The 23,410-nt window shown below is 47.7% G+C and carries 15 protein-coding genes; 3 read left to right on the forward strand and 12 right to left on the reverse strand.

Translation table 11 applies throughout. From position 1 onward, the window contains the following. Positions 1 to 88: 88 nt before the first annotated feature. Positions 89 to 2,488 (reverse strand): outer membrane beta-barrel family protein, encoded by a 2,400-nt coding sequence (locus tag KVT36_RS15695; RefSeq protein ID WP_217604424.1) that lies wholly within the window; start codon positions 2,486 to 2,488, stop codon positions 89 to 91. Positions 2,489 to 2,673: 185 nt separating this feature from the next. On the opposite strand from KVT36_RS15695, the gene KVT36_RS15700 reads away from it, so the two are divergent. Together KVT36_RS15700 and KVT36_RS15705 are read left to right on the forward strand one after the other, a co-directional pair. Continuing rightward, entirely contained in the window at positions 2,674 to 3,684 is a 1,011-nt protein-coding gene (locus KVT36_RS15700; protein ID WP_217604425.1) for a sensor histidine kinase, read from the forward strand. A gap of 3 nt (positions 3,685 to 3,687) precedes the next feature. Next, positions 3,688 to 4,407, forward strand: coding sequence for a LytTR family DNA-binding domain-containing protein (locus KVT36_RS15705; RefSeq protein WP_217604426.1), 720 nt, complete (start codon positions 3,688 to 3,690; stop codon positions 4,405 to 4,407). On the opposite strand, the gene KVT36_RS15710 is transcribed toward KVT36_RS15705, so the two are convergent. From KVT36_RS15710 to KVT36_RS15730, 5 genes are all read right to left on the reverse strand, one after another. Further along, on the reverse strand, positions 4,408 to 4,938 hold the full coding sequence (locus tag KVT36_RS15710; protein WP_217604427.1) for an HlyD family secretion protein: 531 nt from the start codon (positions 4,936 to 4,938) through the stop codon (positions 4,408 to 4,410). A 6-nt stretch (positions 4,939 to 4,944) separates the two neighbouring features. After that, entirely contained in the window at positions 4,945 to 7,131 is a 2,187-nt protein-coding gene (locus KVT36_RS15715; protein WP_217604428.1) for a peptidase domain-containing ABC transporter, read from the reverse strand. Beyond that, positions 7,131 to 10,241 carry a lantibiotic dehydratase gene (locus tag KVT36_RS15720; protein ID WP_217604429.1) on the reverse strand — a complete coding sequence of 1,037 codons (3,111 nt, stop codon included), beginning with the start codon at positions 10,239 to 10,241 and terminating at the stop codon, positions 7,131 to 7,133. The genes KVT36_RS15715 and KVT36_RS15720 overlap by 1 nt, the downstream gene beginning before the upstream one ends. A gap of 30 nt (positions 10,242 to 10,271) precedes the next feature. Continuing rightward, complete coding sequence (locus KVT36_RS15725; RefSeq protein ID WP_217604430.1) at positions 10,272 to 11,483, reverse strand: lanthionine synthetase C family protein; 1,212 nt, start codon at positions 11,481 to 11,483, stop codon at positions 10,272 to 10,274. Between the two features lie 95 nt (positions 11,484 to 11,578). Then, positions 11,579 to 11,779 carry a class I lanthipeptide gene (locus tag KVT36_RS15730; protein ID WP_217604431.1) on the reverse strand — a complete coding sequence of 67 codons (201 nt, stop codon included), beginning with the start codon at positions 11,777 to 11,779 and terminating at the stop codon, positions 11,579 to 11,581. Positions 11,780 to 12,322: 543 nt separating this feature from the next. Here KVT36_RS15730 and KVT36_RS15735 point away from each other — a divergent pair. Continuing rightward, positions 12,323 to 13,201, forward strand: coding sequence for an MBL fold metallo-hydrolase (locus KVT36_RS15735; RefSeq protein WP_217604432.1), 879 nt, complete (start codon positions 12,323 to 12,325; stop codon positions 13,199 to 13,201). Positions 13,202 to 13,212: 11 nt separating this feature from the next. Here the strand turns inward: KVT36_RS15735 and KVT36_RS15740 are convergent, their stop codons facing one another. The 6 genes from KVT36_RS15740 to KVT36_RS15765 all read right to left on the reverse strand — a co-directional run bounded on the left by KVT36_RS15740 (position 13,213) and on the right by KVT36_RS15765 (position 23,351). After that, positions 13,213 to 15,774 (reverse strand): GH116 family glycosyl hydrolase, encoded by a 2,562-nt coding sequence (locus KVT36_RS15740; protein WP_217604433.1) that lies wholly within the window; start codon positions 15,772 to 15,774, stop codon positions 13,213 to 13,215. Positions 15,775 to 15,926: 152 nt separating this feature from the next. Then, a complete protein-coding gene (locus KVT36_RS15745) occupies positions 15,927 to 16,592 on the reverse strand; it encodes an SDR family NAD(P)-dependent oxidoreductase (protein ID WP_217604434.1) in 666 nt (221 codons plus the stop codon). Between the two features lie 14 nt (positions 16,593 to 16,606). Further along, entirely contained in the window at positions 16,607 to 17,074 is a 468-nt protein-coding gene (locus KVT36_RS15750; RefSeq protein WP_217604435.1) for an ester cyclase, read from the reverse strand. 144 nt (positions 17,075 to 17,218) lie between these two features. Beyond that, positions 17,219 to 18,388 carry a TlpA disulfide reductase family protein gene (locus tag KVT36_RS15755; protein WP_217604436.1) on the reverse strand — a complete coding sequence of 390 codons (1,170 nt, stop codon included), beginning with the start codon at positions 18,386 to 18,388 and terminating at the stop codon, positions 17,219 to 17,221. Between the two features lie 13 nt (positions 18,389 to 18,401). Then, positions 18,402 to 19,814 carry a RagB/SusD family nutrient uptake outer membrane protein gene (locus tag KVT36_RS15760; protein WP_217604437.1) on the reverse strand — a complete coding sequence of 471 codons (1,413 nt, stop codon included), beginning with the start codon at positions 19,812 to 19,814 and terminating at the stop codon, positions 18,402 to 18,404. A gap of 27 nt (positions 19,815 to 19,841) precedes the next feature. Next, a complete protein-coding gene (locus KVT36_RS15765; RefSeq protein ID WP_217604438.1) occupies positions 19,842 to 23,351 on the reverse strand; it encodes a SusC/RagA family TonB-linked outer membrane protein in 3,510 nt (1,169 codons plus the stop codon). Between the last annotated feature and the right edge of the window lie 59 nt (positions 23,352 to 23,410).

The following is a 23,410-nucleotide window of genomic DNA, read 5'->3' on the forward strand; positions in this document are numbered from 1 at the left end:
TAATTGTGTTTACAAAATTAGGTTAGCTTCATACTTGTAGGCGCATAGTATACCAAAGGTTAGCGCTAACCTTTGGGTTAGCTGGCAGTTACATCTGTACTCTTTTTTCTACATCCCCCACCCCGTTCTGCCGGTCCCTGGCGGCTTTGATCTGCTGCCGCCCAAACTTCCAGGAAAAACCAAGGCTTACACGGCGGCTCTCCCAGCGGTTTATCCAACGGATGGCAGAGGCATTCGTGTATATATCCGCATCATAGCGCTGCATATTAAATGGATCCTGCAGCGTGAAGCTGATCCGGCCTCTTTTATTGAACACCGGCTTACTGGCGCTTAAACGTCCGCCATAGTTAGCGCGCTGCCGCTCCTGGCCGGTTGGCGCCGCAGTGTTATAGAACATACTGATCATCAGCTTCAGGTTTTTAAATACGGTGAAGGTGTTATCCAAACCGGTTTCTGCACCCCAGCTGCCATTGGTGAACTGGCTGCCTGGAATATCCGAACGGTATAACGCGTAACCTGCACCACCGTTAAAATCCATCTGCCACCATTTGGTAAGCGGCAAACTAATACTTACTGATAGATACCCGTAATCGCTGCTGCCCAGGTTAGCAAAGGTGGTGGTTTGTATTTTCGTAAGGCTGTCCTGCTTAATAAGGCTAATGGCGCCTTTGCTGCCATGGCTATAATACAGGGTGGTCCACAGGAACTGCCGGAAACCATGCCTCAGCTCAAAAGTATTACTGTAAGCAGCATTCAGATAAGGATCGCCCACACTTTTATTATAGGGGTCAATGGCTACCACAAAGGGATTCAGGGAATTGTACGAAGGCCGGTCTATACGCCTGGAATAGCTGAAGGTAAGCTGGTTATTATTATTTATTTGCCTCATCACATTCAGCGATGGAAAAAAACCTGCATACCTGCGTTGCACCTTTTGCCCCAGCGTCAGAGAATTACCGGTTGCATCTGTTCTTTCTGCCCGCAGCCCTGCCTGCAGGGTCCATTGTTTCCACTCCTTTACCACGGTTATATATACTGCCTGGATATGTTCTGTATATTCAAAATGATTAGAGCGGTTCAGGTCCGGCTCCCAAACCTGCTGCAGCAAAGAATCATAGCGGATGTCATTATCGGTGCTTACCCTGCTGATCTTAAAACCGGTTTCTATGCGGAAGGTTTTGTTAAAGTACTTTACATAATCAGTCTTTAGCGACAGCACCCTTATGGCTACCGGCATGGCGCTCCGGATCTCTGCAATCTGTGTAGCCTGGCCTTTTTCGCCGGCACGGTCCCAGTTCAGGATGTTATCGTAGGCTGTTTTATCATAGCGGGAAAGATCAGCATCCAGGTTAAAGGTGCTGCCCAGGGTATCTATCTCACGCAGAATGTTAAAGTTGTAAGAGAGGTTGTTCCAGCGGTCTTTTCCATCTGCCTGCGCTACCAGGTAGCGCTTTTCCGAAGGATCATTATATACAGCTGTATTAGCATCTGTAATGGCGTTGGTGGCACTGATGTTACCATTCAGCAACATACCGATCGTTGTTTTGGCGTCAGGCTTATAATCAGCACCCAGCTTCCCGTAATGATAGTTGCCTATGGGATGCCAGTAGTTATCGTAATCAATAAAAGAGCCGTTGTTGATCACCGTGTTCAGCGTACGGTAATTGTAAGATTCTGAATACGAGTAACTATAATCGCTGAAAATGTTCAGCTTATTTTTCCGGTAGTTCATATTAACACCTGTGGAAGCCTTTGGATATTTACCCATGGACAGTGACGTATATGCGCCACCGTTTAAACCCTGCTGCACATTCTTCTTCAGGCGTATGTTAATAATACCCGCGCTGCCGGCAGCATCATACCTGGATGAAGGATGCGTGATGATCTCAATTTTAGCAACAACATCTGCCGGCTGGTTCTTTAACCAGTTAGACAGGCTTTCGCCGGTAAGCACGGAGGGGCGGCCGTCTATCCAGATCTGCACACCGGGTTTACCCATCATCACTATGTTCCCGTACTGGTCCTGCCGCATACCCGGGGCATGGATCAGCAGGTCAAAGATCATATTGCCATGCGCCATTACGCTATTCTCCACATTCAGCACCAGCTTATCTATCTGCATTTCCACATAAGGCTTTTGCGCATTTACAGCCACCTCTTTTAAAGTATGCTGCTGCATCAGCCGCAAGGTATCCAGCATTACCTGCCGGTGCAGGCTATCGGAGGTAAAGCTCCTGCTGTAGGTTTTGCCGGCGCCTGCTTGTGTTGCGGCCAGCAGGTAACTGCCATAAGGTACATTTTCCAGCGTAAAACGGCCCAGGGTATCGCATACCATTCCTTTAACCAATGAGCTGTCTGCCGCTTTCATCAAAACCACGGTAGCAAAGGCCGCCGGCCTGGCAGCAGCAGATACCTGCCCGGAAATACGGGATTGGGCATATAGGCTAAATTGTAAAATGATGAACAGAGAAGTAAAAAGCAGTTTCATAAATCCTAAATTGAGACCCTGTAAAGATGCCTGCAAGCGGCCAGGCCTGCGACTTCAATTATACCAACCATCTCCCGGGCCCGACCAACCAGGGCCGGCCTGTTGGTCGGACAGAAAGGGTAGTTTGTCGAAGAAAGAGCAGGGCCAGGCAGCTTCCCGGTAACTTTGGGATCAATCATGGTATTATGACAGATCAGCATAGAAAAATACTTTTCAGCTTATTGCTTTTTTTTGGGGTAACGGTCATGAACCTTTACCTGGACATTGATATTGATCTGGACCTTAGCATTTTCATGCTCTCTTTTACAGCGCTCAAACTGGCCAGCTTTTATGTCAACTATAAATGGCTGCATCCCAGGCTGCTGGCAAAAAAAAGATATGCTGCATGGCTGCTGAGCGTTGCCCTGCTGGTGATCACCGTCGTCGCGCTCCGTTACCTGGTGGAAGAGGTATTATTCCTGCGCCTGTTTGGATTCCGGAATTATTTCCAGGAGCTTACTTATACCTTTTATTTCAAAGACAATTACCTTCGTTTTGGCGTATGGGTTATAATAGCCAGCCTGGTACGTTTTATAGAAAACTGGTACCACCTGCAGCGGCAGCAAAGAGAGCTGGAAAAACAACATTTCACCGCGGAGATCTCCTTCCTGAAATCGCAGATCTACCCGCATTTCCTGTTCAACACCTTAAACAGCATTTACTCCCTCTCCTACCAGCAGTCAGAAAAAGCGCCGGCTGCCATCCTGAAGCTATCGGAGATCATGCGGTATATGCTGTATGATACGGAGGACAAACTTGTTCCGCTGGAAAAGGAGCTGCAATACCTGGACAATTTTGTAGCATTACAAAAAATGCGTTTTAAAGAAACCATCTATGCGGATCTGCTGGTGGAAGGCAATACGCAGCACCAGCAGATAGCGCCGCTGCTGCTGATCGCTTTTGTGGAAAATGCCTTTAAACACGGCGAGCTGCATAATGCCGCTGACCCGGTGCTTATACAGGTGAGCCTTGAACCGGACCTGCTGCAGCTTTATGTGCAGAACCGCATAAATGCGCAGGGAAAGGATCAAACAGGCGGCATTGGCATCACCAACATCAAACGCAGGCTGGAGCTGCTGTACCCCGGCCGGCATACATTAACGGTCAATAATAACGGAACGCATTACATTTGTGAACTTAAGCTGAAACTGGCCTAGCCTATGCAAAAATTACGCTGTATTGCAATAGATGATGAACTGCTGGCACTGGATGTGATAACCGATTACATTCATAAAACCCCTTTCCTGGAGCTGGTATACAGCACCAGCCAGGTGCTGGATGCCTTGCCCCTGGTGGAAAGCGGCGGGGCAGACCTGGTGTTCCTGGACATTCAAATGCCCCAGCTGAACGGCCTGCAGTTCATGAAGATCATTCATGGCAAAGCCCTTGTTATATTCACTACCGCCTACCCGCAGTATGCGCTGGACGGTTATGAGCATGATGTGCTGGATTACCTGCTGAAACCTGTTGCCTACGAACGTTTTTATAAAGCTGCGCAAAAAGCGCTCAGCGCCCTACGCCCCAGCCAGCCCCTTGCACCCTATGAAAAGCCTGCAGCAGAACTGCCCAATTTTATTTTTGTGAAAACCGATAATAAAATGGTAAAGGTGCAGCTATCAGAGATCCTGTTTGTGGAAGGCCTTAAAGATTATATTGCCATACAAACTACTGCTGAAAAGATCATTACCCTGCAGAATATGAAACGCATGGAGAAGATACTGCCGGCGTCCAGGTTTGTGCGGGTGCATAAATCCTATATTGTTTCCCTGGAAAAAACAGATACTATTGAACGGAACCGCATCTTCATCGGCGATCATGTAATACCGATCGGCGATACTTACCGGGAGCCTTTCTTCCAGCTTATTGAGGGGCGGGAATAGCTATTTCATTTCCCATAACTTACCAAATAACCGCGCTGCTATGCTTTTATCCTCTGTTGTAATTTCGGCGGCGCCATCCAGCTGCGGATGGGGCGGAATCTCTTTACCAGCGCTGGTAACCCGGCCATGCGTTAACTGTATATCCGCATAAAATCCGGCTCCGGTTTTAGCAGCATATATACCGGTTACAGTACCCTGCAGCATTCCAAACTCCTCCTGCGGATACGCTGTGAGCTTTATCAATACCTGCTGACCGTTTTTTACTTTCCAGGCAGCTGCTGCCGGAATGTTAGCTGTAGCCAGCTGTTGCCTGACCACTACAGGCGCTGCTACAATCTCCGGGTAATGAAAGAACCAGGCACCTGCCAATGCTGCTGCTGTTAACAGCGCCACCAGGTAAATACCAATGCGGATGATCCAGGGCGGCATTTTCCCCATGATCTCCTGTACGACTTCACTCCGCACCTCTTCCAGGGAGTGATGAGTGGCATGGCCATTTAACGGGGTGGTATGTTGTTGCGTATCTGGCATGTTATATTATCCTCCCAGCTCCAATTGATTTTTTACCAGCTCAAAATAATTTCCCTTTTGTGCGGTAAGGGCGGCATGCGTTCCTACTTCTACGATCTCGCCTTTTTCCAGCACTACGATCTGGTCTGCATGTTTTACCGTGCTTAACCTGTGTGCGATCACCACTACTGTTTTTCCTTCAAAAAGCGCTTCCAGGTTACGCATAATAATGCTTTCATTGTTGGCATCCAGCGCGCTGGTAGCTTCATCAAAAAATAGGTAACGGGGATTTTTATAAATGGCGCGCGCAATTTGTATACGCTGTTTTTGTCCTGCGCTGATGCCGCCGCCTGCATTTCCGATCTTGGTCTGGTAACCCAGTGGCAGCTCTTCAATAAAACCGCGTATGTTGGCTGCTTCCGCCGCATGTATTAATTTATGCTTGTCAGGTTTTTCATCACTGATAGCAATGTTCTTTGCAATAGAACCTGAAAAAATAAAACCATCCTGCATTACATTGCCGCACTGCCTCCGCCACCAGCGGGGCGATATTTCCTGTAAACGCCTGTTGCCCACCCATACCTGCCCTGCACCAGGCTCATAGAACTGCAGCAGCAATTTCAGCAGGGTGGTTTTACCGCTGCCGCTGGTGCCCACAATAGCGGTCACCTTTCCTTCCGGTATCACCAGGTTAATGTTCTTTAAAATAAAAGGGGATTGTTTTGCCCCGTACTGGAAGGATACATTTTCCAGGCGTATTCCGCCATTGCCTGCCGGCAGCGCTTCCTGGCCGGGCTTTTCTTCATTCTGCCGGTTATGAATTTCGCCTAAGCGGTCCAGGCTCATTTTAGCATCCTGGGCGGATTGTATAAAGGTTAACAGCTGATCCAGGGGGCTGTTCATCTGTCCTATGATGTAGCTCACAGATAACATCATGCCCAGCGTAAGATGCCCGTTCATGACTTCCCGGGCAGTTATAAAAGAGATCAGGATATTCTTCAGCTGGTGAAAAAAAACCGAACCAAGCTGCTGGTATTGCCCTAATGCCAGGTTCTTTACATTCACTTTAAAAAGCCCTGCCTGCACCTGTTCCCACTCCCAGCGCCGGGCTGTTTCGCAATTATTTAATTTGATCTCCTGCATGCCGGTGATCAGCTCAAATAAAATATTCTCGTTCTCACTCATGCGCTGAAACCGTTTATAGTCCAGCGCTTTACGGCGCCGCAGGAAAAAGAATATCCAGCCAATAGCAGCGGCGCTGAACAGCACAAACACCAGCAATATCTTCAGGCTGTACACGGCCAGCACCGCGGTAAACACCAACAGGTTCACAAAAGAAAAAAGAGTGGACAGTGTAGTACCGGTCAGGAAATTCTGTATACGGGTATGGTCGCCTATGCGCTGGTGAATGTCGCCGATCATTTTTGTATCAAAAAAACGGATGGGCAGCTTCATTAGCTTGATCAGGAAATCGGAAATAATGTGAATGTTGATACGGCTGTTCATGTGCAGCAGGATCCAGCTGCGGATCATTTCAATGGCGGTGGAGCCTGCAAATAATAAGAGCTGGGATACCAGCACCAGGTATACGAAACCTGTGTTATTACGGTTAATGCCGTAGTCTACCAAACTTTGGGTAAGAAAAGGCAGGATCAGTGACAGCACGCTTGCCACCAGCACGCTTAAAAATAACTGGACAATATATTTGCGATAGGGTTTTATGTAATTGAACAGGAAACGGAAACCGGTGGCGGTTTCCCTCATGGCTTCCTTTTGGTAAAAGGCCGCGGTAGGTTCCAGCATCAGGATGGCGCCGGTGTTACTGTTTCCCTGCCAGCATTCAAGAAAGGTTTCTTTGTCCACCTTTACCAATCCATGCCCCGGATCAGCCACCAGGATCTTATCCCGTTTTTTATGCCGGTTATATTCCTGCGGGGGTAATACTACAAAATGCTGCTGGTTCCAATGGAGTATGCAGGGCAGGTCTACCTGCTCATCCAGCTGCTCAAAGGTGATGCGCACTGCATTGGTACGGAAGCCTATTTTTTCAGCTGCCTCGCTAATACCCAGTAAGCTCACACCTTCCCGGGTAATGCTTGCCTGCTGCCGCAGGTATTCCAGCGAATAACTGCGGCCATAGTGGCGGGCTACCATGCGCAGGCAGGTAGGTCCGCAATCCATAGCATCCATCTGTTTATAGAAAAAGAATCCCATTATTTTGTTACGGCTTCCAGCGCCAGCTGTGATAAATAATATTTTTCCAGGAAATGATACAGCACCAGCTCATACTTCCTTTGTTTGCCAATAAATAAGCGGTTCATGAACATATGCAGATGGGCGGCAACAATGCGCTGGTATTCTTCCGGCGATCCGCAATCCATCCGCATCTGCAAAGCCAGTGGCGCTGCCGCCTGTGTGCGTTGCTGAAAAAAAGCCACTGCTTCGGAAATATCATTCCCCTCATCATCTGCAGCGTTGAGGTAAGACGAGATCTGCTGCTGGTGTCTGCGGTATTTGTCATTGAGGGGCTTATGCAGCAGCTCCCCTCCGCCAAACTCTGTAACAAAAGCTGCTCTTAAAAAACCCAGCAATTGTTTTCTTTCCGGCAGCGTTAACCCAAAATCATCCAACATCAGATCCATACCCCGCAGGGCCAGCTTCCATCGGTAATCCTCGCCTGCAGGACCTTCCAGCAAACTGATAATGCCTAATACCGCTATGCTGTCTGCAAAGAACAGCTCCTCGCTTTGCAGCATGGCTGCGGCGGTGTAGCGCTCTATTTCCCGTACATAAGTATCACATTGTATTTTTTGCACCTGCCCGGATCTTATATAAGGCTGCAGGGCTGTTTGTATGTTATGTAAAAGCACATCATTATTAGCGGGATGCGCTTTATTTAAAAACCGTAAGCGGATATGCGGCTGCGGATCGCCATACCGCAGAAAGAAGAATTGTTCAAACAGCCCATCCTCCTGCCATAAGGGTACCTGCTCCGCAAAGTAACCTGCCAGCAGCTCTTCTGCTACGCGGTAGCCGCAATAGATCTTCAGGTACATCCATTCGCTGCCCGGGGCAAAACTCCGTGTTAAACCGGGTGTTGGCTGTTTTACAGGCAATGGTAAGGTGTTGGTGTTTGCTGCAGTACAGATCAAAGGTACCAGCAGCTCATGTGCATATACCTGGTTATCTTCATCCCGGAGCATACCGTGCTGCTCCTCTGCCAGGAACTCTTTTAATGTTGCGGCATTGGAACGTTTAATATGATCCAGCAATATGCCAACCGCTATGGGTTGTGTAAGATCCAGCAACAGCTCATTATCAGCGTCAGATAATAATACCCGGTCTGGGATGCCCTGCTGTTGCCGGTATTTTTCAAAATGCTGCAGGTTTGTATCCTCCAGGTCTTTTTGCGTAATGGTCCAGGTGGCGCGGCACAAAACAATATTCTTATAGGTTACCCTGGGCAGGCTGGGACGATCTGCTAATATGCCCCAATCCCAGAAAAGATGTGATACCAGCGACTGATGCTGCAGATCGCACAGGAATTTATAAACGGGCAAACTATTAAAACCATAGTTATGGGCTGAGCTAAGTCGCGGAATAATACGCTTATTCAGGCGTTTGCTTCTCAGCACCACTTCATTATCCTGTACAGACACCATAAGGTCCGATACCGGCAGCTGGCAGGCAGGCGCTACGCCGGACATGCCTATGTAAGGGATCTCATACTGGCGCAAAGGCGGGCGGATGAGCACATTGGCGGCGCGGGCTTCCGGGAAGTGTACCACTTCCGCAAAAATAACATCCGGGTATGCGGCTTCCTCTGCTTCCAGTGCGGTATATACATGAGCAGCTAAATGCGGGTCCCCGCTGCAAAAGCGGCCCAGCAGGTTAGCGGCTGAAGGGCCACCCATGGATTGTAACGCAAAGGTATAAACGCCGTTATCCGCATCTGCGGCAGTATTGGCATATAAAGCGCCAAACAGGTAACTGCTGCGTGCAAAGGGCAGCTTTTCCGGGTTGCCTAACTTTTTAAGCTCTTCATCAGTGATGGTAACGGGGCCGCCCCTACGCAGGTGATCCTCATACTTTTCCAGGCACAATTGCTGTACAGGCGGCCAGCTCAGCGTAACAGCGCTTTCCGTAGCACTACTGCCAGCTATATCTTCCACAAAAGGGGCGTGAATAATACTGTCAAGGCTACTGCCGTAACCAATGCCCGTTTCAGCATCCAGTACCAGGTTAAGCGGTACTTCCTGCGCCTCATACCGTTCCTTGAAGCGGCTCACAAAACCCGCCAGCTCCGGGTTTCCGCCTTTTGCATATCCATGGCAAAGGGCCATTAACTGGTTCACTTGCTGCAGTATACTTCCTAAGAGCTTTTCACTGATGGTGCAGGCAGCAGCGGTTTTAAACAGATCTACCTGCAGCAGATCTTTGGGTGGGTCCAGGGGGAATGCGTTATTGCAGGTATCATGAATGGCGTCTAAACGGCCCTGTTCAAAATCCTGCTGCTGAAAAAGTTGTTGCAGCTGCTGCAGGTTATCCCTTACCGGGCCTGCCGCTTCAATGGATGCAAGCCGGTTAATAAGAGCCTGCAGGTTATCTGTTTCTGTGATGCGGGGCTCTATTTCTGCAATCAGCAGCTGCGCATCTATCAGCTCATTTACAAAGGCGCGCGCCTCTTCCATAGTAATGGAATCATCTTCAGTGGTTATCAGCAATACCATTTCGGGTATGGTTAAGCCGCAGGCAGCTTCCCGGATGATCTTTTGTATAAATACAGAATCGGCCACTGCTGTTAACAGGTACTTACGCCGGTTATTGACAATTATATATTCTGCATACCTGAACTTTTCCCCGCTTTTGTAAACGCTGTTATTGGTATAAAAAGTGAGCGCTTCCCGGACAGCCGGCAAGCGTTGAATATGATGACAGATCCTGGTGTAATAATCCATATCCAGCCGTACATGCTGGCGTACATGGGCCAGTGGCCCCAGCTGCCAGGCAGTTGTTTCACTTACCGTTCCGGTAGTACAGCCTGCAAACAGTCCATAGGGCGTGCTGCGGGTACAAGCCCGTACCCAATATTTATACAATGCCCGTTGCAGCTTTTCCACTTTTTTAGGTGTAAAAGCAGCGGGGGTGGCAACGTAACGTTCCAGCTCTTTAAGCAGCTCCCCGGAAGCAACAGCCAGGGCGTACAGGAAAACCGGGTGCTCATTAGCCAGCGCCTGCAGGTTATTATCCAATACCCTGCGGTACTGCGTTATAGGAAAAAGCGGACTTCTTAATAGGAAGAATCCTGTATGCAACAAGGCCATAACAGCTTCTTTTTCATTAGCAAATGTGGTTTATGAAAGCAGGAAACATTCATCCCACGGTAATGGACGATCCTGTAAATGCGATAATAATGACAATCCTACGCCACTGCCGCCATCCAGCAGGTCCCAGGAATAATCCCATAACTTATCCTTGCCCTGCCATACGCGGATGCCGTGCTTACCTTCCTCTTCCGAAAAAGCAATCAGCTCCGTTGCTTTATTTTGCCAATGAGCAGCGCATTCATAAAAAGACGGATCGTTTGTTTCAAACCAGAACTTCCGGTAAAAAGCAGCAATGCCGCTGGATCCATGGCAAATGCAGTTATCTATTACACCGGCCGTTTCATTGGTAAAACGCCGGGTATTATAGTGCATAATTTCCAGGGCTTCATTCATCCAGCTTTTTTCATCCAGTATTTTACCGCAGTACCATAGGGTCCATGCAACATTCAGATCGCCATAACACCATGCCAGGCGGCTATTGGCATTGCCAGGCTTACCATCCAGTATGGCCGGGTACATTGCGTGCAGGCCGGTTTCTGATAACGGGATCTTATGCTGCAGTATGAAGGTTATACATTCTGTGATAAGCTGTTTGCAGGTAGCTTCGGCAATGCCGGCGCGGTATATTTTTGCCAGCAGTATTAATGCGGCACAGCTGCCATGCGCCAGGCTAAAAGCATCTACATAAGTACCTGCAGGTTGATCAGGCGTAAAAAAAATGGGAAGGCTTCTGCCCAGGGGTGTTACCTTACTGGCAGCCAGCAGCTGCTGTACTAAAAATTCCAGGTGTGCACGCACCTCCTGCCTGGCGGAGAAAGGCAGCAGAAAATTACTCATGCCTGTGCAGCCGTGCAGAAAATCAAAGTTCTTCCATTGCAGGTGCAGCTGGCTTTGTTCAATAGCAGCAGAAATAAATTCAGCGGTCAGGGAATCAATATCCGTTTCCAGGAACTCGTGCCTGTTTAAATGTTCCAGTAACCAGAACGGTCCGGTATGGCCGGTACAGAAGGAATAATCCAATCCATCATGCGGGGTATAATTCGCATAGAGCTTTTGCAGCAGGGGCACGGCATTATCTGCCTCCTGGTCTGCATACTGTTCATAATAGAACATAAAGAGCAGGGCGCCCCAGGGGCCTTTAAATAAGCTGCTGCTGGTGGCGGGATCATATCTCTGCTGATCCAGCAGGGGAATAAGATCGTTATAAATGTTCCGCAACTGTGTTGCTATGTTATTCATTTTTCAGCGGCTGTTTAAGATCTGTAAACAGTTCGGATGATGAAATGGAACAGGGATCACTCATCCCTGTTCCTTAAAGTTGTCGGGGCTTGCTATCAAGGGATCATGCAGCAAGGACGGCCGGGGCCAGGACTGGTAGCCCTGCAGCTGGATATTAAACGGGTGTCAATAGTGCAGGTAGCTACAAGGGTTGCGGCTCCGCCATTCAGCTGTGCCTGTTGATCAGTAGAAAGCTGTGCTACGGTTTCTTTGCTAAACATCAGCTTTTTGCTGAGATCTACTTTTGTTTTTTTCATGATGGTAAATTTTTACATGAGGGTCCTCCCCTGTCTATAGCCATGGGGCGGTTGTTCAGCTTCTATTAAAGAGATATGTTATGATCAATCCGGGATCTGTGGGCAAAGCTTTTCCCTGCCGCCATTGCTGGCAGCCGGTTACGGCTTATCCGGGTTAAAGATCAAATATGCTTACACAGCACTAGCAGAAATGCAGTATTGCTGACCAGGGGGAATTTTCCTTTTTCTCATACAAGGGGAATTACGGTTATGGTTGTTAAGGGTTACGGTGGTTTAGATTACAGTCCTCCCCTGTTTTCAATGAAGTCATTACGCCATGGGGTGGTTGTTCAGCGCACATTCCAGGAACGGGGTTGTTTACGGGCTCTAAGTAAGTTGATCCATACGTGACGGGTTATTTGAGATTTGCAATTTGTGATTCTGAAGTTAAGTAAATTGATTTTGTAAAAAAAAATGTTTTTAAAAATTATTTTTACTACGCGCGCATACGCATAGGTAGGAGTACTTACCTGAAACCAGCAATATTTACTAAGAAACATTATCATGAAACTAACCATCACAGGATATTCAACGGCGCTGTTTTCAACCTGGTATTTCGTTGAAGAATTAGGATTGCTGTTTGATGCAGGCGATGGCATCACGGCTGCGTTACTACAAAAAGCGAGAAAAATAGATAACGTTTTTATTTCTCATGCAGACCGGGATCATTTAACGGGACTGCTGCAATTCAACCAGCTGAATGCAAGAGAGGGTTTCCCCAGGATCTTCTATCCTTTTAATTCCAGCTCTTTTCCTGCCATAGAAACCTTTTCAAAAAATTTTGATCCGCATGTAAGCGGCACTACCTGGAAAGGCATCAAAGAAAATGCACACATTCAGATAAAGGATGACCTGTATGTGCAATCCATCAGGAATAATCATGTGCCGGCAGAAAAAGATGTTTTTAAAAGTTTCGGTTACCAGGTTTACCAGGTAAAAAATAAATTGAAAAAAGAATACGCCGGTTTATCACAGGAAGAGATCTTACAGCAGATCGCAGAAATTGGCAAGGAGCGCATGACAGAGCAGATCAGAACCAATATACTAACCTATTCAGGTGATACGCCGGTGGATGATCCTGAACGATGGAACAACACAAAAATACTGATCCATGAAGCTACTTTTTTAGGAGAACAAGAGCTGAACCATGCAAACACCCACCGGAATAAACACAGTAATTTAGAGCAGGTTTTAACAATGGTTTCCCGGCTGAATATTGAAACCCTGATCGTGGGACATTTCTCATCCCGCTATTCAAATGAAGAAATTGACAAGAGCATAAAAACGTTATGCGATCAGCTAAAAATAAAAATACCTGTTTACCGTGTGCTGCCTGGTGAGGTGCACAGGAATATACTGGCAGGAGAGCCGATTAATAAATAACGTAGATAACTCTATGCCGTTTGCTCTTTGCCTGATACCACGATCCTTTTTATATCCAGCTTACCGCTTACTGCATTAAACCGCACCTTTCCATTCTTCTGGCTTACATTCCCGAAACCGCTTTCTGTGCTCAGGAAGCTGGTAAAGTCGCCCACCTTTGAATCCACATACAATGTTCTTTCAACTGCATCATAACGTACGCCGGTTAAAGCCTGCAGCAACCCGTAGCTGGACATTGCCCTTGCATACCAATGCCCGCATTCATATTCATTGAACGGGTTACGCACTTTGCCATTATACCGGTCCCGGCAGGTTCTTACAATATCCAGTCCTTTTTCCACCTCGCCCATAAAGATCAGGTGCGATGCTACCTGGTATTCTATACCCGTCCATACTTCATTGCTGTAAACAAAAGGCAGTGACAGCTTTCCTCCTTTAGGCCAGGAGCACAGCAGCAGGCCACCCTCTTTTCCCAGCGCATACGTAGGCCTTTGCGGGTTAGCATGTGCGGAAAGATCCTGCCGCAGGTTGTATTTATGCACCGCGTTTAAGTGGCTTTTAATTTTACCCGCATCCATAATATTATCCAGCCCGCAAACCCGTGCTATCCAGGCTCCCAGCACGCCATCAGATAAACAGCCGGTGCCATACTGATATTTAGGACCTTCTTTTTTTAACAGCTCCAGGGCTTCCGGTGAATAACCCGTGCTGAATGATTGCGCCTTTACCGGATCAGGCGCATTCAACCCTGTCCACTGGATCTTCTGAATAAAAAATTCACCGTTATAAAGCTCCGTTTCCAGTTGCTGCCGGCCTTTATTATACAGGTCTTTATAGGCTGCTGCATCCTGTTGCAGGTGTTCCGACATTTCAGTAAACGCGTGTAATGCGCCCAGGTAAAAGCTGGTGCACATGCCGGTAGCGCCCCAGAACTCTATATCATAGGTGTTATGATGTGGCTCTTCTATTACGCCTTTTTTCCGAGGGTCCCAGGTTTTGATACAATAGTCCAGGCTTTTTTTCACAGCAGGGTACATGGTTTGCAGCCACTGGTCATCGCCCATGATCCTCCATTCCCGGTACACTTTCATAATGCCTCCCAGCTGCCCGTCTGCAGCGGAATGAAAAGTGTGTTTCACTTTTGTAATGGGCATATTTGCGCGGAACACCTGGTGCCCTGCTTCATTCTGATCTTCATTAAACTCTGTTTCCCGCAGGCTTCTTTCCAATACCGGGAACAAATGGGGTACTGCCTGTGCATAGTTCCATACATGTGTGCAGGACCCATGGCAGCTTCCCCAGCTGTCGCCGGAACCTTCCCAGGCCCAGAACCGGCCTTCATAGGGCCGCATCACCGTAGTAGATTTTAAAATGGTAAGGTTGGCTGCTATTGCTTCTAAAACCTCCGGCGGCAATGTTGAATTATAAAATGCTTTTTGAAACAGTAACGACTTTTGCTGCAGTGTTTCGTAATTCTTCTTCCAGTAATCCGCAATGTTTTGCACACTATCGAAACGGTTGCTATACCAGGGGCGGTAATACCTTGCATCTGTGTGATCTGCTTCAGCCTGTTCGTCAAACTCACCCACTCTTAACGTGGAATGCGGCACATACCAGGCCATCATTAAGCGGATGGTTTTCTGCTGCCCCGGGGCCAGTGTAAAAGGCACATACAGGGACGCGCCGGGTGCATCTGCATTCACGGGCGGTGTGTTCCTCAGCTGCCCATCGCTTATGGTGTTCCATACCATAGAAAGCGGATCAAACCAGGCGCCCCTGAACCAGCAATGATCTACTACTGTTGCCCCCTCATTGGTGAAGATGGCAAAATGGCCTTCTTTTGAAGGCGCCTGCTGTGTACCTGCAGAAGATAGTATAAAACCATTGCTGATAGCGCCTATACTATTGGCAGCACCCTGCTGCTGCATAAAGTTGCGGGAGTGGTAAGAGAAGATCAGCTCCTGCGCGCTGCTGCCGGTATTTTTGAAAGTATATTCCAGCCCGCCTACCGGCAATCCTGAATGATTTTCGTCATTGGGTATAAAAGGATTCCAGGCCTGCATGCTTACGGAAAGCGGTAAACTTTCATCTTTCATGCTTACTTTTCCGAAAGGAAATCTTGCTTCAAATTCAGCGGCTGCAAATCTTGGCAATCCCCAGGTAGCCCCGCCCCTGCCGCCTAAACCGGAATCATGCTGCCCGAATTTTTTCCAGTCCGGCACCTTCCCTTCCAGCACCCGGGGTGCATGGCCTTTTATTTTTATTGCTGCAAACATGGCCGGCTCATGATAAATTTCCGGCACATGCCTTACGGACATATGAGAAATGGCGCCTGTACCTTCCATGCAAAACATGCCGGTACCAATACCACCTACCGGAAAGGCGATCATATTATTGAACGCACCGGTGTAAGCGCTGTTATACCTGCGCTGCGGTGAAGGGTTCTCTTTTTTTGTTTGTTCCCGTTCTGTTCTATGGCTTTCAGCATGCAGGGTTAAGGGTGCAAGCCCGGCGCCAAGGCCGCCAAGCGCAATATTCTTCAGGAAGTCGCGGCGCCTGTTGGGTCTTTTCATAACGCAATGTTTTAGTTCCTGAACTAAACTTATGCAATAATGATGTGAACTGCAATTGCGCAAACAGGTAAAGCCAACATCTTATCAGAATTTGTATTTTTTTTACTGGTTCCGGGAAAATTGCCGGTAGTGCGGCGGATAATAGCGGCCCATTAGTTAGCGGCCGCCGTTATATCCCAAAGCTTACCGCTTTGCGTGCTTGTTAAAATGCCCTGGTAAATGCCTGCAGCCGATTGCTCCGGGGTTAAGGGGGCCTGGTCTCCGCCCAGTTTAGTTTGTACCCAGCCCGGGTGAACCGGCATTACGCGGATGCTGCTATCAGCCAGGCGGGTGGCCAGCATGGCTGCGTACATATTAATAGCTGCTTTTGATAAGCGGTAACCAGGACCGTTGGGCGCTGCATTTTCCGGCAGGCCCATATTGCTGGAAATAAAAATTACCTGTCCGCCTTCATTGATATGCTCCAGTAACGGTTCTGTAAAAAACACAACGCCGGTAATGTTGGTGTTGAGTGTTTGTGTAAAGGCATGGTACTCCGGCTCCACGGCAAATACATCCGGCGCAGCGCCGGCATTGTTGATCAGCAGATCAATACCGCCTGTTAATGTAAGGATACGTTCAACAGCCTGCTGACTGCTTTGCCGGTCGGTGACTTCTAAGGCAATGATCTGCAGACTGGGGTGTGAGAGCTCTTTTAATACCCCGGACCTCGTAGTGCCGATAACGTTATAACCTTCGTTCAAGAGCTTTTTAGTCAGCGCTAAACCTATTCCGCTGCTGATACCCGTAACTACTGCTGTTTTATTTAACTTATTCATGATGCTGTTATTTTTTAATTACCGCCTAAACATTTTGCTGACCAAACACCGCTTTGCATCAGTAGCCCGAACCAATCTTCCAGGTGCCAGGTATGCGTAAGCCTGCCATCCTTCAAGTGGTGGAACTCATGCAGGGCCAGGGCTACTTTTTTCCCGGTAGCCGGAATGCCCATTAACTCGCTGTTGTGCGTAAATACAAAGGAGGCACGCACACCGGCGCGCTCATAAGTGCCGTAAATTTCATGGATCACAATTTCCACATCCGGGAAGGTGGTTGAAAAACCGCTGATGATATCCTGTAACCCTTTAGGACCTGCTGCCTGCCCGGGTCCTAAGGGAATGTCCTGCCAGTCAGGGGTGCATACTTCATCCAGCAGCTCCGGCTGTTTTTTCTTCCAGGCGCTGTAAAAAACTGTTATAGCGTTACGTTCTGCTGCCGTTAGTGCTTTAACCATTTCCGGCCCTTCATGTTGTACTGTCATAATTCATTTGTTTATGCGTACAAAGGTCGTCCGCCGGTGAGGTATAGCTATGGTGAGGTTTTCAGTTTATAAAAATTCCCCTGAAACCTTCCTTTACATTCAGAAAGACTTCAGGGGAATATAATTCCTGGTGTATGACCGTATTTAGTTTTCTTTCATTTTTGCCTGGATCTCTTCCAGGGTTAAATTCTCTCCTACTACAATTCCTTTTTCATCCAGTAAGAACATGGCGGGGATGGCCCGGATCTTCCAGGCATTGGCAGTTTTACCTTTATCCAGGAAGCTGGGCCAGGGCAGCTGTTCTTCTTTCTGCGCCTTCAGCCAGTCTGCCTCTTTTTTGTCGATAGATACACTCACGATCTGCACGCCTTTAGCCTGCAATTCTGCATAGGAATTTTTCATAGCAGGAATGGCTCTGCGGCAAGGGCCACACCAGGAAGCCCAAAAATCAACCAGCACATATTTATGGCCTTTGGTCAGTGAGGCAATATCCGTAGGTATGCTGGTGCTTGCCTTTAGATCCAGCAAGGGAGCGGGTTGCCCTGCAAAACCTTTTGGGTTCAGCTGCTCGTCCAGCAGCTTACCATAATAACTATCTTTTGCTTCCTGGGAGAATTGCTCGTACATCGGCTTATCCTTTGGGGTAAAGTAGTTGTACAGGTCCAGTGCCATGAAAGGCCCCCACCAGGTATCTTTATTATCGTGGATAATTTTTTCAAACGTAACTGTAACCTGCTTAAAGAACGCGGATTCCCTTTCTTCCATTTGTTTATAGGCTGCTGTTTCCTTCAAAGACGTCAATAATACGGTGTCTTTGTTTTTGGCAGCTGCGTTTAACTTTTCCGAAATTTCCTTACTGGCATTCGTGTTAGCCATGTAAACGGAATCCAGCATTTCCCGCGGCGCTTTTATCTGAAGGAATTTTGTATGGGCATCACTTCCCTTTACTACTACATGCTCAAATTCATAAAATTTATTGCCGCCGTTTCCTGAGAGCCGGGCTTCACCTGTCAGGGTGATCTCCCCGCTTTGTACCATCAATGAATAATAACCACGGGGCTCAGTTAAACGTATATAAAAAAGGCGGGGCTCAGGCAGCTCTCCTTTTAATTCAAATTTACCCTGGCTCACCGTTGCTGTTGCCACGGGTGCTTCATCCTGATGGGTGGCTCCGGGAACCAGCTCTACTTTGGCCCCATCCGGCAATCCTTTTATAAGACCGTTAATGGTAAAGGGTTTTGACTGGGCATATCCGCTGTATGTAAATACTAACAGCAATAATATTAACGGGGCGATTCTGAGATTGAATTTCATATGTTTTGAAGTTTTACTTGTTTACGTTTTGTGTGATGGTTCCATTTCCGGCGTTCTTAATAGCGCCCTGGGGAAACGGCATGGTCCATAAATGAGAGGCTGGCGAAAGCGAAAGGCTGGTGCCATTTTCTTTCTTGGTTAATGTGCGTGCATAATCCGGATCTTTATTCAGGCGGCGCATGTCTGCAAAAGGCATAATACCCAGGATCAGCTCATTACCCTTGGTGCGCTGGATCAGCTTTACTGCATCCTGCACCGTGGCGGCAGAAAGCGCTGTATAATACTGCGGCAGGATCCGTTTTACCCTAACTGCATTTAAGGTATTCATAGCGCCTGAAATATCATCCTGGCGGGCCTGGCATTCTGCTTTGATCAGGTATACTTCTGTGGTGGTAAGCCCGCCATAATTATAAAAACCTATGGTAATGCTTTTGTAATACGTATCTGCGCCCACGGTCCTTAACTTCCAGCGCGAGTTAAACCGGGCATCTCCCTGTTCAAAACGTGTTGCACGGTCGGTACGGATGTTTACTTCTGTGCTGGCATACTCCCTTACGCCGTGGCGGAAGCTGTAGTTCTCCACAAAATCATATCCCATTGGGGAGGGCGCATTGATATACTGGTCCGGCGCTTCAATCTGTGTTTTGTATTTGTTGTAGAACTCCGTCCAGTCGTAGAGCTTATCATTTTGCTTCAGCGCTTCATTAGCTGCACTGAGGGCCTGGGCGTATTGTCCCATTTGCAGATGGATACGGGCAGCAAGCGCATAGGCACTGCCCAGGTTTGCATGTAGGATGGTGGCGCCCTGTGCGCGCAGATCCGGGAGGGCTTCTTCAATATCTTTCAGCATAAAGGCATATAGCTCTTTAATGCTCACCTGCGTGTAGGCGGCGCCGATATCTGCACTTAAGATCAGCGGCACAGATAATTTGCTGGCTGCTGTAGCTTCCTCATAGGTATCAGCATAATAGTTAGCCAGCACAAAGTAGTTCAGCGCTCTCAGGATCTTAGCCTGTGCAATCAGCTGCTTCCGGTCGGCATCACTGCTTTCTGTGGCGGTTCCTGCGTTGGTAATGATCAGGTTACTGGTAGAGATGGCGGCGTATGCATTATAATATGTGCCTTCATCGCTATTATTAAAAGCAATACGGTCTGCACTTTCATCCCAGTTATAATTGGCATTATACAGCTTGTAGTAGCTTAGGTTTGAGGAAGTCTCAAATTTATCATTCAGCAAAAGAATAGCCTGGGTAATATCCATGCGCTGGTTGCCATATTCATCCCGCAGCAGGGCGTCAAAGTCGGCCAGGGTGGCCGGGATCTTCTTCCCCTTGGGCACAATGTCCAGGTATTTTTCACAGCTGCTCAGACCTATTACCAGCAGCAGTGCAGCAATCTTGATCGTATTTAACAGTATACTTTTCATCGATAATATTTTTAACGGCCAGTTTTTTTAAAAATTCAGATAAGCACCCATCACATAATTGGGCGGATAGTAACCTCCCAATAAATATTTGGCAGTTTTATTTGCGGCGATCATAAACAGGTTTTCCGCATTAAACTGCAGTCTTACATGTTCCACACCGGCTTTCCGGCTTACCCTTTCCGGCAGGTTATACGCCAGGGAAATGTTGCGCAAGCGCATGTTAGACGCATTCAACACATTAATGTCCGCGTTCTTATAAATATCATAGCTCTGGCTGTTGTAATCCGGGTCTTCTGCAAATACGGCCCGGGGCACCTGGGTATGGTTCTCATCGCCGGGGTTGCGCCACCTGTTCTCAATATCTTTATTAACCACACCTATGACTGATACATAACCAAAAAGGGCTGAATTGTAGGCATTGCCCAGCATGGGCAGGAAAGTATTCCTTATTTTATGGCCTCCTTCAAAAGTCAGTAAAAAGGACAGCACAAAATTTTTGTACGCTACTGAGCTGTTAAATGAACCGCTGTATTCAGGTACGGTAGATCCGCTGTATACAATAGATTCCAGTGTGGCAGGGGAATTAGGCACTTTTCCGCCTTTTTCATCATATACCTGCGGCAATCCTTTTTCACTGAGCCCTGCCCAGCGGTAGCTGTAAATGGCATTATAGGGATTACCGATCCGCGGGTAAGCCTGGGGATAATCCAGCTGCAGGAAATAAACCGGCGCCTCCACATTCACATAGGTAACCTTGTTCTTATTACGGGCGTACTGCATCGTAACATTCCAGGTAAGGTCCTTGTTGCGGATCACATCTGCAGAAAGGGATAATTCAATACCCTGGTTAAGCATGGCGCCATTATTAATGGAATAGGTTGAATAACCAAAACCTTCCGTTGGTACACCCATGGTGTTGGCCAGCAGGTCGTTGCCCTGTTTATGATAGTAATCTACTGTTCCGCTCAGGCGGTTATCAAAAATAGCGTAGTCCAAGCCCACATTAGTAGTGGTGGTTTTTTCCCAGGATAATAACGGATTAGGACGGGAAGCAATCGTGCCCTGCAAGCCGCCTACCGTGTTATTGGTAGAGTAGTATGCCGTCATGTAAGGAGCGGCGTCTTTGGCAATGTTACCGCTGATACCATAGGATGCACGCACCTTCAGCAGGTTCACCCAATTCACATTAAAGAATGATTCCTTATAGATGTTCCAGCCCGCACCTGCCGACCAAAGCGGTTTATTCTGGTACTTGGAATTGGTGCCCCAGAGGTTAGAACGGTCCCAGCGTATACTCCCGGTGAGCAGGTACTTATTATCGTAGGCATAACCGGCATTGGAATAGATGGATATAAAGCGGTTAATGATCTCATGCTGTGTGGCCACATCACTTGCGCTGAAACTACCTCCGCCCAGTATAGCGCCCTGCACGTTGGTCAGCGACCTGGCATCAATGAGGTCATAGGTCAAAACCTCCGGGTCATAATTATACAGGTACCGTGTATTGTATTCCAGCTTGGTTTGCCGGGTTTCCGTGCCTACTATGGCGGTAAGGTTATGTTTATCTGAGAAGGTTTTATCTATATTCAGCTGCTGGCGGAAGTTATAGGCTACGTTTCGCTGGTTTACTGAATAATTAATATTGCCGTATGGTAAATTAAAAACCGTTGCGCCCCCTCCTGTGCTCCCGGCAAAGCTATTCACTTTACTGCGTACATAATAGGAGTTCTTGTCGTACAGCTGATCTAACTGGTCATTTGCGTATTCATACTGGAAAGTAGATTTATAAGATAACCAGCTGGTAATATCCGCATTCAGCTTTATATAGGAGCGGTTGCTGAAACCCCTGTCCTTTCCCAGGTTCATGGCCTGCTCATCCAACGGGGTAATGTCCATATTGTAAAGATGATAGTTATTGATCAGCGACATGGTATTCTTACTCAGGCGGGAAGCAGCAGCGGAAGTAAAATGGCTGCCATCTGCATTTACCAGGCGGTCGTAAGGCTGAAAGGCGTATCCCGGCGACAAGGGCGTATTCTGCTGCGTGCTTGCATCACTATACTGCAGGTAATTGCTCAGCTCAAGGCTCAGCCATTTATTTACTTTGAAAGTATTATTGATGTTCAGGCCCAGCACCTGATCCTTCGCAAATTTATTTTCATAATTGTTATGACGATAGGTAACCGAAGCATAAAATGAATTTCTCTCAGTAGAGTTGCCCACGCTCAGATTATGCTGCTGGTAAAAGGGATTACGCTTAGCGTATTTTTTAACATCATCATAATACTGGTACCCGCCGGATGCCAGCTGGTTCAGCTTTGTATTAAGATCTGCTTCTGAAAGCGTGCCGGCATAATAACGCAGCAGCGCATTAATGCCCTGGCTGGGATAAGCCATATTATCCAGCAGGGAGCTGGCATAACCGGCGGCACCCGGTCCTTTTAAATTCGGGTTAGCTGTAGCCCATTCCTTTTCCAGGTCAACGATATCTGCGGAGTTGGTAAGGTTACCAGTATACAGGTATGGTTTGGAAAAAGTGAACGTAGTGGATGCAGAGATCTGCGGTTTCCCTTTTTTACCTTTACGGGTAACGATCACCACCACTCCGTTAGCAGCTCTGGCGCCGTAGATGGATGCTGCGGCGGCATCTTTCAGCACGGTAATGCTTTCTATATCTTCCAGGTTTAAGCCGGGCACCGCTTCTGTAAGCGATCCCGTTTCTGTGTAGCGTGTATTCTCTACCGGGAAACCATCTACCACATATAATGGAGTAGTTACGCCATTCATGGAGGTGGTGCCCCTGATCAATCCATTATTATAACCCGGTATACGGCCTTCCAGCAGGGAGCCTAAGCTGCTTAAACGCTGCTGCTGCAGCTTACCGGCCGATATGCTGGAAAAGGAACCTGTTACCCGTTCTTTGGAAAGTGTTTGATAACCGGTAGAAACGGTGATTTCTTTCAGCTCGCCTGTTTGCACGTTCAGGGCTACACTGCCTAATTCCGCGGCGGCGTTTATGGCGATGGTTCTATAACCTACAAAGGAAACCAGCAGCACCGCATTTTCCGGCACATCCGGCAAATAAAAATCCCCGTTCTCATTGGCAAAAGTTTGCTTTGGGCTGCCCTTTATCCTTACGGTGGCTCCCGGAAGCGGGGCGCCGTCCCCTCCTACTACCTTTCCCTTTACATCAAAATTAACCGTTGCTGTTACGCCATTCCCCGGATCTGTTAATTGTGCCTGTTCCTTTTGTTTTACCAGCACTGTTTTATTCCTGATGGTAAATTCAAGCGGCTGGCCTTTAAAGATCAGTTCCAGCACATCTTTGAGGGCGGCATCCTTCACCTGGATATTTACTTTGGATGCTTTTTTAAGAATAGAGCTGGTTACCATAAAGTCATAACCGCTCTGATCACTGATCTGGTCAAAAACATTAATAAGCTCCTCATTTTTGGCTGATAATGTAATTTTTTGCGCATAGGTACTGGCGCTTACCTGCATGAGCCCTGCAAGTAAAAGCAAAGTGATTAGCTTCATAATTCTACTTCGTTTGTATTGTTCCTGTAAAATGCACCGCATTGGGCTGCATGATCTGA

It is taken from the genome of Chitinophaga sp. GbtcB8, assembly GCF_019091455.1.
Taxonomy (GTDB): Bacteria; Bacteroidota; Bacteroidia; order Chitinophagales; family Chitinophagaceae; genus Chitinophaga.